Genomic DNA, 16,688 nt, shown 5'->3' with positions numbered 1-16,688 from the left:
ATTAATAAATAGATATTAAAAAAGGCCCCTAAGGGCCTGAACTATCAAATATTAGAATATTCTCCTAGCTCCACTAAATACTTTTTGATAATAAGAACTGTATACATTATCGTACTTTACACCTGATTTTGGTGTTGAAGCATGGATGAATGTTCCATCTGAACTTACTACTATGCCAACGTGATCAAGTGATCCTCTATTTGAGAAAAATACTATATCTCCTGGTTGTAAACTATTTATATTTACAGAATATCCTGAGTTAAATTGTGCTCCAGATGAATGAGGAAGATTTACACCTAGTTGTTGGTAAACATATTTTACAAGACCTGAACAATCAAACCCAACTGATGGATTACTAGAACCCCATACATAAGGACTTCCTGCAAAGACGCTTGCAATATTAGCTGCTTGCTGACCATTTACATTTGCAACAGGTGTAGATTGCTTTTTTTCTACAGCAACTTCTTGTTCATCTACTACTTCTTCTGAATCTGAGGATTGTTGTGGATTTTGATTGTTTTGAGTATTCTCTTTAACTTCTGGTTGACTTGCTACTTCTGTAGTTGAAAGATAAGCGGCTGATGTATAAGCAGTTTTACCCTTATAATCAAACTTAACCCAACCATTTAGAATTTCTCCACTAACTTTAGTACCTTTAGTTAAAGCGCCTAATATTTTGCCATTTAAAGCTTTATCTCTTACATTTAAAGCATTTGTATTATAAACCCAACCTGTGAAAGCTTGACCTTTTTCTTCTTGTTTAGCTTCTTGATTTTTTTGAACATTTTCATTATTTTTTTCTTTTTTTACTTTTTGTTCTTTGGCCACTTTTGCTTCTTGTGCCTTTTTAGCCTCTTGATCTTTCTTAGCTTCTTCAGCTTTTATTTTAGCATTTTCTTCTTTTTGTTTAGCACTGACTTGATCAACTAAGCTTTGGGGATAATTATCAGAAAGATAAGAAAGTTTTAGATATCCATCATTGGTCTTTAACCAATCACCTTCAATAGTACCTGTAACTTTGTTACCTGCTAAAAGAGTTTTGATTACATTTGAATTATTATCCATAGACTTAGAATTTCTAAGATTTAAAGCTTCTACATTTACATATTTTACTGCTTGTATAACTTTATTTTCTTTTACCTTATCTTCTGAAGTATTTTCATTCTTCTTAGATTCTATAACCTCACTATTATTATCTAAATAATTAATGGAATCAGTAGAGTATGCAACTTCTTCTATGTCATTATCATCTTCACTTTCATTAGAATCTAGATCTTTATTATTATATTCAATAAGTTCATCTTCTTCTGACTTAGAATTGGAGTTATTAGTACTTTCTGCTAATTCAACGCCATCATCAAGTTCTTCTTTTTCTTGATCAGTAGATTCTTCTTCTGGTTTAGATTCTTCAGTTGATTCTTTTTTTATGTCATCTGCATTTTTTTCTGAATTAGTGACTTCCAATTCTTCTTTAATAGGAGTAGCATCATCTGTTTTGCTATTATCAATAGTTTCTTTTTGAACTTCTACTTCCTTTTCTTCGTTATCAGATACTTCTTCATTAGAATCTTTTTCTTTTGCTACTGTTATATTAGTTGCTAAAATAGATTTTGCATTTTTTTCAATATTCGCAACCTCTTCTTCAGTTTCTTTTGTATTTTGAACAGTTCTTGTTTCATTAGCAATAGCTGTATTTTTCAAATCATTAGTATAGTCTGCTTTAACCAAAGAATAATAATCATAAGATTTATCTGCATAATTTGGTTGTATCATAGAGTTGGTATTTTTATCAGCATCTAAGTTATTAATTGTTGAAGCGTAAGCTGTAGCACCAGCTGTTACTGCAGCAACTACTGATAAGGCTGCACCAATCTTTTTTTTATCCATGGGTTTTAAATTCCTCTCTCTTAATATATTTTAAGTCCTGAAATAAAATCTGAATATATTTTATACTTTTTTAACAAAAGTGTCAACAATTTGTTACAAAAAAATTACATTATATACAAGTAATTTATATATATTGTGTGAACCTAGCAAATTCTAACAATATATATAAATTAAATTATTAATATAATGTAAAAATAACAAAGATATATATAATGATTAGTAACAAATTGTTACAAGTATGTAAGGAGCAAATCTATAAGCCGTGTTCTGTATTAGACAATCATCTATCTAGACTTACTGTCGCCAATAAGCTCAAGCGAACAACCATTCTGGATCAAAGCCGAGCAAACTTTGTTTATCATCCCTTCGTTCTTGCACTGGATGGGGTTTACATAGCCTATATGTCACCATATAGCTGGTGAGCTCTTACCTCGCCATTCCAACCTTACCAACTATTGCTGGCGGTATACTTTCTGTTGCACTTGCCTGAAGATTACTCCTACTTGACGTTATCAAGCATCCTGCTCTATAGTGCACGGACTTTCCTCGTACATAGCCGCGATTGTCTGATTTACTCCATGTTTTAATATACCACAACAAATTTTTTTGTAAAATTTATATTAAATAAAAGTTCTAAAAGTATCTTCTTTTGAATACGTATATATTTCTTTATCTATCAACTCATATATAACTTTTTCTAGCTTGTATATTACATGATTTTCACTAGCAAAGTGACCAGCATCTATAATTATAAGTCCTCTATTAGAATAGTCCATAGCCATATGATAGCTTACATCTCCCGTAATCATAAGATCACATTCATTAATAAATGCGTCTTCAAATAAAGATTGCCCTGCACCGCCACAAACAGCAACTTTTTCAATCTCTTTTCCCATATTTCCATAACATATCAACTTTTCTGCAACTAGTACATCTTTTACCTTTTTAGCAAAATCTAAGGCTTTAATCTTATCTATATGACCATATCTCCCTAACCCAATCTCTTTTCCGACTTCTAAGATATTAGTATTTTTAATATTTAAAATCTCACATAAATTATCATTAAGTCCATCTTTTGCAATATCTAAATTTGTATGCATAGCAAAAACACTTATATCATTTTTTATAACTTTATCTAATCTATTATAAAAATCATCACTAAAATCTATAGACTTAGTTCCATTAAATAGATATGGATGATGTGTTATTATTAAATTACATTTATTCTTTATAGCCATATCTACGCCTTCATCTTCTAAATCTAAACTAATCAATACATTCTCAAGTTCATTATTTAAATTTCCAATTTGAAGACCAGAGTTATCCCAATTTTCTTGTAAGTCTAAAGGATATTTATCACATAATCTATCTATTAATTCTTTAATTTCCATATTTCATATACCTCATCAATAGCAGCTAATCTTTCGTCTATTTTTTCTAAACCAGATTGATTTTTTGAATTTTTAACTATATCATCTCTAAATTTTGAATTTTTTTCATAGTCTTTTTCTAATTTACTTCTAAGCACATCACTATGCTTTTTAATATTTTCAAAGCCATAATATATTTCAGATAAAGTTAACTCATTAGGATAACCATAGCTTACTTTCAATATATCATAATATTTATTATTCTCATATGTTAGAAAATCTCTTTGTATTTCAAAATTATTATTTATCAAAAATTTTCTGAGTCTTTCGGTAGCTATATTTGACTCAAGAATCATATAATCTAAGTTTTTAGCAAAATCTAAGCTATTATTTATAATATCTATGATAGTATTAGCACCCATACCTGCTATTACTGCAATTTGTTTATCTTTTTTTTCTATTCCATTAAAACCATCTGTAACTTTAGTTTTAATTACTTTTTTTAAACTATCATCAAGCTCATCTTCAAGTTTTTTAAGAGATGATGCTGATATATCTGTTCCCAAAATATCATCACACAATTCATTTTTAGCCAAATATAAAGGAACCAATCCATGATCGGTTCCTACATCAATAACCCTTTTTCCTGGGTCAATAATATTAATAATATCCATTAATCTTTTTTTATCATTCATTATAAAAAATCTTTCAATGATTCACTCTTATTTGGTGATTTTAATTTACGTAAAGCTTTAGCTTCTATTTGTCTAATTCTTTCACGAGTTACATCAAATTCCTTGCCCACTTCTTCAAGTGTACGAGGAGTTCCATCTATCAGACCAAATCTTAATTGCAACACTCTCTTTTCACGTGATCCAAGACATGATAAAACATCATTTAATTGTTCACGCAACATAGTATAATTAGCTGCATCATCTGGGTTAATTGCTGTTTCATCCTCTATAAAATCTCCTAAATGAGAATCTTCTTCTTCCCCTATTGGTGTTTCTAAGGATACCGGTTCTTGAGCAATCTTTCTAATCTCTTGAACTTTGATTACTTCTATTCCCATTTGCTCAGCTATTTCTTCGTTTGATGGATCGCGTCCTAAATCTTGAACTAATTGTCTTTGAGTTCTCACAAGTTTATTTATGGTTTCAACCATATGTACAGGTATTCTTATAGTCCTTGCCTGATCTGCAATGGCACGAGTTATAGCTTGTCTAATCCACCATGTTGCATAAGTAGAGAACTTAAAACCTCTGTTATAATCATACTTATCTACGGCTTTCATAAGTCCCATATTTCCTTCTTGGATAAGATCTAAAAAACTCATCCCACGACCCACATATTTTTTAGCAATGGAAACAACTAGTCTCAAGTTAGTTTCAGCTAATTTTTGTTTAGCTCTTTTTGCCTTTAATATTGTCTTTCTTAGAGTTATAGAATTTTCATTACTTAGCTCATTATCACTTAAAATCATACGAGCTATCCTACTGTTATCTATATAAGAACTTAAATCTTGAATATTTTCAAAAGTTAATTCATTTCCTTTTGTTAATTCACATGCTATATTGCCAGCTTCAATGAAGTCTTCTATTGTCATTCTATCATTAGTTTTGATAAATTCTCCATTGCTTGCTTTAGATAATAAGTCAGTAAAAAATTCATATATATGAGTAACTACGTTATCTTCTTCATTAATATTAAATAAATGATCAAAAGAATCAAATAAGTCACATAAAGAATTAGCTTCTGTTCTTGTGAGTTCATTTTCACTTAAAGACTTGCTCGCTACATTACAAATTAAAACCTTTGCTTTAAGTTCTTCAATTTTTTCTACATCAGGCTCATCAACCATTATCTCTTCAAATAGATTGCCCATTGATTTTATACCAGTTAAACTAACTATTATGCTATCATCTACTTTACCATTCTCCTTAACCTGATTATTGGCTTCAAGTAAAGCGTAGGCCAAATTTCCAAAAAATATGTCTGTTGATAACTTATTCTTATTTTGCTTATTTAAAGATTGACCTTCAAGCTTCTTACTAGCTATATCACCCATTTCCATTTGACGAGCAAGATGGATTTCTTCTTTTGCTGTTAAAAGAGAAACTTTTCCAATTTCTTTAAGGTACATTTTTACCGGATCATCTAATTTAATACCTGAAATATTTTCTACATCATCGTCAATATTTTCTTCAAGTTCTGATTCATCTATATCTTCATCATCTGATATTTCATCATCTAAATCATCATCTAAAGAATCCTCATCTTCTAAATCTTCATCTAGAACAGACTCAGCTTTTTCTACTATTTCTATACCACTGCTAAGTATTTGTGAGATAACATATTTTTTGCTCTCATCTTCTACTTCCTTAAATGATTCAAATGTGTATATTTGAGTATATGTTATCATACCATCTTGAGATTCGCCTATGGATTGAAATTCTTCTATTATTTCTTTTAAAACGTCATCTTCAAGCAGTTTATCACTATCGCTACTCATTAAAACTCCCCTTAGTTCTATTATTAAGAGACTTAAGCTCTTTTAGTTTCTCTCTTTTTTCAAAAAGCTTTATCCTATCCATAAGCTCGTCTATTACTATAGGATTTGCATCATCTCTTATATAATTTAAAATGTAAACATAATCCTCATCATTTTTATCAAATTTTTCAGTATTTTTATTTATAATAAATTCTTTAGTATTTATTATTTTTTCATCTTTTAAAGCACTATCAAAAAATTCTTTATTTTCAAGATAAGCATCTCTTTGATTAAAAATAAGCCTTAATATTTCAAGCTCATGAGTATTGTGCTTTTGAGGGTTACTATTTACTATCACTTTTTGTTTATTTTTAAAATCTTTACTGGATTCTTCCTTATAAGTAATATTAGTATTATACTTGTTGACTGCCTTATTTAAAGTGTTTTTATCAATGTTAAATAATGTAGAAACGTTGTTTATAAATATTTCACGAGTTAAATCCGACTTTATTTCAGCAAGAAATTTTACAAATAAATCCAGTTTTTCATATTTCTCATTTTCTTTTGAACTAGAGTATATGTCTAGTATTTTATTGTACTTATAATTGTAAACATCTAGCGCCTTTTCTTTTTTATCTATAAATGAATCTTTACCATATTTCTTAATAAAATCATCAGGATCATTTCCTTCACCTAGACTGATTATTTTAGGCTTAATATCTTGATTTAGAAATATCTCTATAGCCTTATCAGTAGCTTTTATTCCAGCAATATCGCTATCATAACATATATAAACATTATTTGAATATCGCTTGATTAGTTTGGCTTGATCGGACGTTAAAGCAGTACCTAGACTAGCAACTGCATAGTCAATTCCATGATTATTTAAAGCTATAACGTCCATGTATCCTTCCACTAAAATTAAGTCATCTTTTTTCTGCTTTTTATAAACATTTAATCCATAAAGATTGAACCTTTTTTTAAATATATCTGATTCTGGAGAATTAAGATATTTGGGCATTTCTTCTGCTATAGTTCTTCCACCAAATCCTATAACATTGCCATAATGATTTATAATTGGAAATATTATTCTATTTCTATACTTATCATAATATTTTCCTTTTGCAGACTTTTTAATTAATCCTATTTCTTCTAAATCATTTTTATCATAACCTTTATATTCAGCGTAGTTACATAAGTCATCCCAGCTATTTTTAGCAAACCCAAGCATAAATCTATTTACGATTTTTCCAGATAAGGAACGATTTTTAAGATACGTTATAGCTTCTTTACTAGTCAAGAGATTTTTATAATAAAACATCATTATATCTTTATTTATTTCATAGAGCTCTTTATTTCTTGGGTTAGATACATACTTAGAAGAGTAATTATATTCCATTTTAATACCAGCTTTATTAGCTAAATATTCCAAACTATCTGGATAAGATAAACCTTCTTTTTGCATAATAAAAGAAACAACATCCCCTCCCGCTCCACAACCAAAGCAGTGAAATAATTGTTTCTTATCATCTACAGTAAAAGAAGGTGTTTTCTCATTATGAAATGGACATAGCCCCTTATAAGAACTACCCGCTCTCTTTAAATCAGTATATTCACCAATTATATCAACTATATTAGAACTAGCTTTTATTTCTTCTATTTTTTCTTCTGGTATCATAGCCATATAATCACCTCTGCTAGATAAACTATACTTATAATTAAATCGTATTCAATTTTAGATTTTACTTATTTTAAAAAGAGAAATTACAAATTTACTTGTAATTTCTCTAATGTCTTAATAAGTTTTATGCTACTTTGTCTTCAGGTCTCTTTTTTAATTTACCCAATAGTAAAGCCCCTACTACAGAACCTATAGCTACTGCTAATAGGAAAAATAACACTTGATTTAAATTACTCATTGCAGGAAGTACAAATACACCACCGTGTGGAGCAGGGGACTCTACATTAAATGCTCCAACTATGGCTCCAGCTATTGCTGATCCTATTGCAACAGATGGTATAACACTTTGTGGCTCACTTGCTGCAAAAGGGATTGCACCTTCTGTTATAAAACTTAAACCAAGAATAAAGTTTGTAATCTTTGTTTCTTTTTCTTTTTCTGTAAATTTATTTTTAAATAATGAACAAGCCAGTGCAATTGCTATAGGTGGTACCATACCACCAACCATTACAGCTGCCATATATGAACCAATGCCTGTATCTGTAAATACTCCTATAGCAAAAGCATATGCCGCCTTGTTGATTGGACCGCCCATATCAATTGCCATCATAGCACCAAGTAATGCACCAAGTAAAATTCTGTTTGATCCACTCAAGTTCATTAGCCAATTGTTAATAGCAGAATTTATACCAGTAAAAATAGGATCTATTATAAAATACATAATAATTCCTGTAAATAAGAGTCCTAATACAGGATATATAAGCATAGGTTTAAGACCTTCTACTGATTTAGGTAGATTTCTTGTCATCTTCTTAATTAGGTTAGTAATATAGCCTGCTATAAGCCCACCTATTAATCCGCCTATAAATCCTGCTCCACGACTTGCCATAAGTCCTGCAACCATACCCGGCATTAATGCAGGTCTATCACCAATAGACATTGCTATATATCCAGCAAGGATTGGTATGAGAAAGCTCATAGAATCGGATCCTAGACCGTTAAGAAAAGTAAAGACTTGAGAATTATCTCCTGTAAATCTTTCAAAAAGGAAAGATATAGCTAATAATATTCCACCACCTATAACAAATGGTAACATATGACTGATACCGTTCATTATATCTCCATATATTTTTTGCCAAAAGCTTTGTGAATCACCTTTAGTTGATTTATAACTCTCATTATTAGATGAAACTTCGCTGTGAAATACACTTGCTTGACCCTTAATGGCCCTATCGACTAGTTCATCTGCTTTTCTAATACCATCTGAAACTGGTCTTTGAATAACTTTTTTGCCATCAAATCTAGCTGTTTCTACTTTTTTATCAGCTGAAATGATTACTGCCTTAGCTCTTTTTATATCTTCATCAGTCAATCTATTTTTGATACCATCAGATCCATTAGTTTCTACTTTTATATCTACTCCAGCTTTTTTTGCAGCTTCTTCTAATCCTTCTTGGGCCATATAAGTATGGGCAATTCCATTTGGACAAGCTGTAACCGCTACTATAAAGTCACTTTCTTTATCAGTTTCTGTTTGAGTAGCATTTTCTTTGTCATTACTTTTTATAACAGACTTATCTTCATTTATTTTCTTTGGTTTAGAATACTTATCAATAATACTATAAACTTCATCAGGAGTGTTAACTGTTTTTAAATCATCTACAAATCCACCTTTCATTATCATTTTTGATAATTCAGCAAGAGTTTCTACATGGAGATTATTTTCTCCATCTGGAGCTGCTATTGCAAAAAATACAAAAGTATCTTCTCCATCTAAAGCCTCATAATCTAATCCATCCTTTTTTCTTGCAAATAATACAGCTGGCTCTTTTACAGTTTTATTTTTTGAATGTGGTATAGCAACTCCATCACCTAAAGCTGTAGATCCTTCTTGTTCACGTTCTCTTAATCCTTGAGCAAAATCTTTTTCACTTTTTACATATCCTTTTTCATAAAATTTATTAGCTAATTCATCTATAACTTCATCTTTGCTATTAGCTTCTAAATCTAGAATCATCAGCTCTTTTTTTAGAAGATCCTTAATTTCCATATCCATTTACCTCTACTCTTTTTAAAATTTCATATATTAATTCTTTTTTAGCAATATCTTCGCTAAATGCAGTTGCAGTCCCACAAGCTACAGCTAATTTATAGGCTTCTTTTTTCGACAATCCATTTTTTAAACCATATACAAAACCACCTACCATGCTGTCTCCTGCGCCAACCGAATTTATTAACCTACCTTCAATAGGTTCAGCTTTTAATATTAAATCCTCAGATATAAATATAGAACCATCTTTACCCATTGATATGATGACGCTTTGAGCTCCTAAATCATTTAATCTCTTAGCATAGTGTAAGAGATTGCTTTTATCAATCTTTTCTCCAAAAATCATTTCTAATTCATCAATATTTGGTTTAACTAAAATTGGATTGTATGATAGATAATCTAATAATTCTTTGCCAGCAACATCTATAGTAAAGTCTACATTATTGCAGTCTAAGATTTGTTTATAAAAATTATCATCAAGAGATTTTGAAATCGAACCAGAAATTATAAGTGTGTCATTAGAATTCAAAGTGGATATATTATCTAAAAATTCATTTACTTCTTCATCACTAATAAAAGGTCCACCTGCATTAATTTCCGTCTCACTTCGATATTTAAGTTTTACATTAATCCTAGAATCATCTTCTATAAAAGTAAAATTTTCTTTTATACCTAAGTCCTTCAAAGAACTCTTAATGTATTCACCAGTAAATCCACCGATAAAACCAAGATTAATCGAATCTTCACCTAATTTTTTTAAAAGCTTGGAGACCATGATTCCCTTGCCACCAGGAAATTTCATCTCTTCATAACTTCTATTTGTAAATCCATCTTTATACTCATAAAGTCTCATAATATAGTCAATAGATGGATTTAGAGTAAGAGTGTAAATCATTCATCCTCCTTAATAAGTTTCGCATCATCAAATGTACAAATATCTGCAAAGTATTTCTTTCCAAACTTCGAAGAGTCCGCTAGTACATAAGATCTATTAGATTTATTTATTGCAGCTTTCTTTATTAAAGCTTCATTTATATCGGCTGTAGAATAAATATTATCGCATATACCATTAGCTCCAATAAAAGCTAAATCAAAATTCAGATTATTAATTTCATTTATAGTCTGCTCTCCATAAGTAATAAAAGTTGATTCTTTTATATTTCCTCCTAAAACCACTGTAGAAATTGAAAGATTATTTAGTTTTTCAAGATGCATCAAACCATTGGTTACAACTGTCACATTTTTATTTTCTAAATATTCAATTAAACTATAAATTGTAGTACCAGCATCTAAAAATATATGGCTACCATCTTCTATAAGCTTACTAGCTTTTTCACCTATAATTCTTTTGGATTCTATATTGGTTGTTTCATTAAACTTAAAATTGGTTTCTTCAAGCAATTTATTAAGAGTTGCTCCTCCACGCACTCTCCTTATTTCACCTTTCCCTTGTAGGTAATCTAAATCACGCCTTAAGGTTGACTCGCTTACATCTAATTTTTCTAGCAATCTAGAATTAGATACAATTTCTTCTTTTTTCAACATTTCTCTAATCAAATTCAATCTTTCTTCTACTATCATAAATAAAATATACTTCATTTTCAATCATTTTCAATCATAAACTGTCAAATGTAATGTTTTAATATTTGAATTTTTAAATAAATTTAGTAAACTTACAATATATATAATTTTATTAGTAAGATGTTTAAGGAACTCACATACTTTAAAAAAATATTTAAATGTATTATAATGTTTATATACTGTATTAAAGGATTAAATAAAAAGAGGAAATTATGGATAAAACGAACTTCAGAGATTTAGATCAGGAGGATGATCTTTTAGATGTTGAAATAAAGGTTCTAGATGCTCAAAAGCACAATTTTAATAGGAATTATTCTTCTAGGATACAATTTCATCCTTTCACATATTTCTACTATATCATTAAGGGAAACGGAAAATTATCTATTGAAAATGAAACTGTTGATGTAAAAGATAATGACTTAGTTGTTATTAATTCAAATATTGGACATACTTTATATGTTGATAATAATTCTGATTCTTGCGAAATTATAGGATTTGGTGTTGAATCACTTTCTGTTTCAAGTATTAATCCCAATAACTTAAATAAGGATAATAGCAACTATTTTCACATTAACTTAGATAGAAAGAAATATAATACTGATTTGTTTAATGAAATTGTAAATGAATTTAATAGTGAGAAATTGTTTTCTAAAGCTATGGCAAATGCTAAAGCCTCAATTTTTATTATAAACGCTTTAAGATATAATGAAGAAAAAGTTACTGTAAGTCATGATAAAAAAGTAAATAGACAAATTGATTATATAAAAAATTATATAGATAATAATTATGCCGAAGATATAAAGCTTGAGCAGTTATCTACTATGGCTTATATGAATAAGTTTCACCTTATATCTGAATTTAAGCAATCTTACAGAGTGACACCTATTGAATATTTAATACTAAAGCGAATAGAAATTTCTAAAAATTTACTTATATCTACTAACCATTCTATGGAAGAAATATCATCTATAGTGGGATTTAACTCACAATCATATTTCAACCAGGTTTTTAAAAAGAAAGTTGATCAAACCCCATCTCAATTTAGAAAAAAACACAGATTATAGTAAAACCGAAAAGTAATGAGTTGAACTTTGCATACTTAAATATGGAGTTCAACTCATCTAAATTCTAATTTTTAATATTATATTAACATAAAATTAATTTCGCTATTTTATTCTTACATAGCACAAATATCATAATCCATTTCTTTAACCATTTGCATATCATCTTCTAGACTTGCTCCACGTGTTGTTAACATATCTCCAGTTATGGCTGCATTAGCTCCAGATCTAAAGCAAGATTTTCCTAGTTCTTCCATATTTGCACGACCTCCAGCTAATCGAATAGCTGCTTTAGGATTTATAAATCGGCATATCGCAATTGTTCTATTTATTTCTTCTTGATCTAATATTTTATTATTTTCCATAGGTGTCCCTTTTACAGGATTTAAGACATTAACTGGGATAGACGCTACATTTAAATTTCTTAAATTAAAAAACATATCTACTCTATCTTCAATATCTTCTCCCAAACCAATAATACCTCCACTACATACTTCCATTCCGGCATTTTTGGCATCTTTAATAGCTTGAATTTTTTGATCGTAAGTATGGCTTGTACAGATCTCCTTAAAGAAATTTTCAGAACTTTCCAAATTATTATGTATTCTTAGTACTCCGGCATCCTTTAACTTTTTAAAACCTTCTGCGGATATTAATCCTCCAGATAAACATACTTTGACCTCTGGTTCTTGCTCATGAATATCTTTAACAATTTCACATACTTTATCAATATCATCTTCAGTTAGTGACTTTCCTGAAGATACCAAAGAATATCTAGGAACTCCTCTACGATATTTTTCAATAGCATCTTTTACAATAGTATCTTTATCTAAAAGAGAATAAACTTCTACTTCTGCATGACTATGTGTTGATTGAGCACAAAATTTACAATTTTCTGGACAGTGACCACTCTTTGCATTAATAATAGTGCACATATCAAATTGATCTTGACAAAAGTGTTCTCTAATTTCTTCTGCAGCCTTTCTTAGTTCATCATAATTCTCTTTATATAAATCAATGGCTTCTTGACGAGAAATATCTCCACCATTTAGTACCTTATTTTTTAGTTTCTCTAGCTCCATATAACAACTCCTAACTTTTTAGTTCAAACAATTTTATTTCAACATTTCTTGTAATTATGAGTATAAGAAAAAATTTCACATATGTCAACTAAATTGACAAAAATGTTTTCATTGTTTAGAATAGCTTAGGGAGGAGGTGTAAAGATTATGAGTAAAATAAAGAATAAAATGACAACCCAAGATTTAGTACAGACAGCTCTTATGGCTGCTTTAATTGCCATAGGAGCATTTATCACTATTCCTTTGGGACCAGTTCCTTTTACCATGCAAAACTTTTTTATATTTATGGCAGGACTTCTACTTATACCTAAACTTGCTGGTTTAAGTATACTTATATATGTTCTTATAGGGCTAATTGGTCTTCCAGTTTTTGCTGGCTTTACTGGAGGCCCACAAATGATTTTTGCTCCAACATTTGGATTTTTAATCTCATTTATTATAGCCGCTGTATTGATCTCAAAACTTGCATATGGTGAAAAAAGCTTCATTAAGATTTTGGGAGTTCTTATTCTTGCAGAAGTTGTTTTTTATGCAATTGGATTACCATATATGTATATGGTACTTACAAAAGTTAATGGAACACCAATGACTTTTAAATCAACTTTAGCTGTAGGCATGTTTCCTTTTTTAGGACCAGATTTATTGAAAGCTGTTATCGCAGCTTTAATTGCTCCAAAAATTTTAGATTCACTAAATCATGCTAAAGTTAAGTGATTTTTATAAAATCTATAAATAAAAAATTTATAAAAAATAACTTACCCCTTATATCTAATTAGAATTAATGGGGTAAGCTATTTTTTAACTTAAACTTATTTTAGGCTAGAAAATTAATAATCTACACCTGGAGTATACTCGCTATTAGCATTCCAGATCAAATATTCATTCTGTCCTTTATCATATATTGCATCTATCTGTGCTTGTACAGCATCTGCATCATATTCCATCCAATTACCTTCTCCGATCCAAGTTGCAGTAAAATCTTGTATCCACGGTCTTGAAACTGGTGGGTGATCTAAATCTCCTAAAACTTTTTGCTCTTCATCAAGATATCTACAAACAAGATTATAAGGCTCTAAATCTGGTTTTTCAATATCAAATGAACCACCTCCCCAGTGAGAAGGATATATCATAGCAGATATAGCATCAGTTTGATTGGCCATTTGATCAAAGTCTTGTCCTATACCATCAGCATGTCTTACTTGCAGAGCATAGCCGAAGACATCTATAGACATAGGTATATTATAAGATTGTAGTTCCTCTCTCGCTCTTTGAACAAAACCTGTAATAGCAGCTACTCTCTTTTCTCCTTCTTCCATGTCTTTATTATCTTCATATTGACCTCTAGAGTAATCTAAAGTATCACCAAATGTTTCAAATCCTTCAGCAAATCTAACATAGTCAAATTGTATCTCGTCAAATCCAGCTTTAGCTGCAAGCTTTGCTATCTTTATATCGTAGTCTTGCACATCTTTTAAAAATGGATTCATAAAAGCTTCACCACTAGCATTTTTCCAAAGACTACCATCATCTAAGGTAAAGCCCCACTCTGGATGTCTTTCAGTTATAATACTATCTTTAAATGTAGTAACTCTCCCTATAACATATATACCTCTAGAATGCATATCCTCTATGAAAGCTTTTGGATCTACTATATCAATCTTTGAGTAATTGATATCTTCATCCTCAGTATCAAATTTCATAGTTACATTTCCCCAATCATCTTTAATATCTACTACGACAGTATTTAGATTAGAATTCTCAATTAAATCTGTTATCTTATTATAAACTTCTGGTTTATTTATATTATAAGTATTAAAATACAAGCCCTTTACACCATCTTTAGGATAATATTTAGATTTCTTTTCCTCTAAAGCATGGAGTCTTGACGTATCATAATCCATATTATAATCATCTGGAGTTACCCCAACTTCATAAGCTTTCCCAACTGGCTTTTCTACAGCTTCATTGACTAAACCTTTCTCTTTTAATATCTCCTTAGCGGCTTTATCTATGTCTTCATCTTTTACTTCCTCAACCTTAGTATCAGACGCTTCTTTTTGACTAGTTTTTTTGTTTTTATTAGCCGTACATGAAGTCAAAATTAAGATTAATGAAAGCATGATGGAAAGTATCTTAGTTTTTTTTCTCATACACTCTCCTCTAAATAAAAAATAAAGAGCGAGCAAGCATGCCCGCTCTTTCATTAAAATTATTTTATAAATAATAAAATTATTTAATAACTTTAGTAACAACACCTGATGCTACTGTTCTACCACCTTCACGTACTGCAAATCTTAGTCCTTCTTCTAGGGCTATTGGTTTTTGTAGGCTGATTTTAAATGTTGCGTTGTCTCCTGGCATTACCATTTCTACGCCTTCTTCTAATTCGATATCGCCTGTTACGTCTGTTGTTCTAAAGAAGAATTGTGGTCTGTATCCACTGAAGAATGGGGTATGACGTCCTCCTTCTTCTTTGGTTAGTACGTATACTTGTCCTTCGAATTCTGTGTGTGGGTGTACGCTGTCTTTGGCTGCTAGTACTTGACCTCTTGAGATTTCGTCTCTTTGGATTCCTCTTAGTAGGACTCCTACGTTATCTCCACTTTCTGCTTGGTCTAATGATTTGTGGAACATTTCTACGCCTGTTACTACTGCTTCTTTTGTTTTTTCTGTTAGGCCTACGATTTCTACTGTATCGTTTACTTTTAATGTTCCTCTTTCTACTCTTCCTGTTGCTACTGTTCCACGGCCTGAGATTGTCATTACGTCTTCTACTGGCATTAGGAATGGTTGGTCGTTATCTCTTTCTGGGATATCAAAGTAGTTGTCTACTTCGTCCATTAGTTGTAGGATTTTGTCTGACCATTCGCCTTCTCCACCTTCTTGTAGGGATTTTAATGCACTTCCTACTACTACTGGGGCTTCGTCTCCGTCATAGTCGTATTCGCTTAGTAGGTCTCTTACTTCCATTTCTACTAATTCGATTAGTTCTGGATCGTCTACTTGGTCTTCTTTGTTTAGGAATACTGCTATTTTTGGTACTCCTACTTGACGTGCTAATAGGATGTGTTCTCTTGTTTGTGGCATTGGACCGTCTGCTGCACTTACTACTATGATTGCTCCGTCCATTTGGGCTGCTCCTGTAATCATGTTTTTAACGTAGTCAGCGTGGCCTGGAGCGTCGATGTGTGCATAGTGTCTGTTTGCTGTTTCGTATTCTACTACTGATGTATTGATTGTGATTCCACGTTCTCTTTCTTCTGGGGCTTTATCAATGTGTTCGTAATCTACGAATTCGCCTGTACCGTATTTTTTGTTTAATGCTTGTGTGATTGCTGCTGTTGTTGTTGTTTTACCATGGTCTACGTGGCCTATGGTTCCTATGTTTAAGTGTGGTTTTGTTCTTTCAAATTGTTGTTTACTCATTATGTCCTCCAAATGTTATCATATATGACTATTCTACCATAATAGTTTTAAAATTACTA

At 30.6% G+C, this 16,688-nt stretch carries 13 protein-coding genes and 1 other RNA gene; 2 read left to right on the top strand and 12 right to left on the bottom strand.

The window, feature by feature from the left end:
• Positions 1–51: 51 nt before the first annotated feature.
• The 9 genes from ABXG81_RS04490 to ABXG81_RS04450 form a co-directional block, all read right to left on the bottom strand.
• Positions 52–1,887, bottom strand: coding sequence for an NlpC/P60 family protein (locus ABXG81_RS04490; RefSeq protein ID WP_353529224.1), 1,836 nt, complete (start codon positions 1,885–1,887; stop codon positions 52–54).
• Positions 1,888–2,127: 240 nt separating this feature from the next.
• Positions 2,128–2,465: RNase P RNA component class A (rnpB, locus tag ABXG81_RS04485), an RNA gene on the bottom strand.
• Between the two features lie 42 nt (positions 2,466–2,507).
• Positions 2,508–3,278: a Nif3-like dinuclear metal center hexameric protein gene (locus ABXG81_RS04480; protein ID WP_117522200.1), complete on the bottom strand. Its 771-nt coding sequence runs from the start codon at positions 3,276–3,278 to the stop codon at positions 2,508–2,510.
• Positions 3,260–3,952, bottom strand: coding sequence for a class I SAM-dependent methyltransferase (locus ABXG81_RS04475; protein ID WP_117522199.1), 693 nt, complete (start codon positions 3,950–3,952; stop codon positions 3,260–3,262). Before ABXG81_RS04475 ends, ABXG81_RS04480 begins: the two co-directional genes overlap by 19 nt.
• The gene (rpoD, locus tag ABXG81_RS04470) at positions 3,952–5,769 is read right to left on the bottom strand and encodes an RNA polymerase sigma factor RpoD (RefSeq protein ID WP_353529223.1); all 1,818 of its coding nucleotides are present in this window, start codon (positions 5,767–5,769) and stop codon (positions 3,952–3,954) included. Before rpoD ends, ABXG81_RS04475 begins: the two co-directional genes overlap by 1 nt.
• Complete coding sequence (gene dnaG / locus ABXG81_RS04465) at positions 5,762–7,432, bottom strand: DNA primase (RefSeq protein WP_288223216.1); 1,671 nt, start codon at positions 7,430–7,432, stop codon at positions 5,762–5,764. Before dnaG ends, rpoD begins: the two co-directional genes overlap by 8 nt.
• Positions 7,433–7,553: 121 nt before the next feature.
• Complete coding sequence (locus tag ABXG81_RS04460) at positions 7,554–9,479, bottom strand: fructose-specific PTS transporter subunit EIIC (RefSeq protein WP_316116265.1); 1,926 nt, start codon at positions 9,477–9,479, stop codon at positions 7,554–7,556.
• Positions 9,469–10,374 (bottom strand): 1-phosphofructokinase, encoded by a 906-nt coding sequence (pfkB, locus tag ABXG81_RS04455; RefSeq protein ID WP_353529222.1) that lies wholly within the window; start codon positions 10,372–10,374, stop codon positions 9,469–9,471. Before pfkB ends, ABXG81_RS04460 begins: the two co-directional genes overlap by 11 nt.
• Entirely contained in the window at positions 10,371–11,078 is a 708-nt protein-coding gene (locus ABXG81_RS04450) for a DeoR/GlpR family DNA-binding transcription regulator (RefSeq protein ID WP_245325740.1), read from the bottom strand. The genes pfkB and ABXG81_RS04450 overlap by 4 nt, the downstream gene beginning before the upstream one ends.
• Before the next feature lie 194 nt (positions 11,079–11,272).
• On the opposite strand from ABXG81_RS04450, the gene ABXG81_RS04445 reads away from it, so the two are divergent.
• Positions 11,273–12,124 carry an AraC family transcriptional regulator gene (locus ABXG81_RS04445; protein WP_117522195.1) on the top strand — a complete coding sequence of 284 codons (852 nt, stop codon included), beginning with the start codon at positions 11,273–11,275 and terminating at the stop codon, positions 12,122–12,124.
• Positions 12,125–12,237: 113 nt separating this feature from the next.
• On the opposite strand, the gene bioB is transcribed toward ABXG81_RS04445, so the two are convergent.
• Entirely contained in the window at positions 12,238–13,203 is a 966-nt protein-coding gene (bioB, locus tag ABXG81_RS04440) for a biotin synthase BioB (RefSeq protein ID WP_353529221.1), read from the bottom strand.
• A gap of 147 nt (positions 13,204–13,350) precedes the next feature.
• Here bioB and ABXG81_RS04435 point away from each other — a divergent pair, with 147 nt between their 5' ends.
• Positions 13,351–13,917: a biotin transporter BioY gene (locus ABXG81_RS04435; RefSeq protein ID WP_353529220.1), complete on the top strand. Its 567-nt coding sequence runs from the start codon at positions 13,351–13,353 to the stop codon at positions 13,915–13,917.
• Between the two features lie 113 nt (positions 13,918–14,030).
• Here ABXG81_RS04435 and ABXG81_RS04430 read toward each other — a convergent pair whose 3' ends face one another.
• Complete coding sequence (locus ABXG81_RS04430; protein ID WP_353529219.1) at positions 14,031–15,353, bottom strand: putative glycoside hydrolase; 1,323 nt, start codon at positions 15,351–15,353, stop codon at positions 14,031–14,033.
• Between the two features lie 79 nt (positions 15,354–15,432).
• Positions 15,433–16,629, bottom strand: a complete 1,197-nt coding sequence (gene tuf, locus ABXG81_RS04425) for an elongation factor Tu (RefSeq protein WP_117522332.1) — start codon at positions 16,627–16,629, stop codon at positions 15,433–15,435.
• Between the last annotated feature and the right edge of the window lie 59 nt (positions 16,630–16,688).

This window comes from Anaerococcus nagyae (genome assembly GCF_040364225.1).
GTDB classification, from domain to species: domain Bacteria; phylum Bacillota; class Clostridia; order Tissierellales; family Peptoniphilaceae; genus Anaerococcus; species Anaerococcus nagyae.
This window is presented reverse-complemented; position numbering and strand designations above follow the sequence as displayed.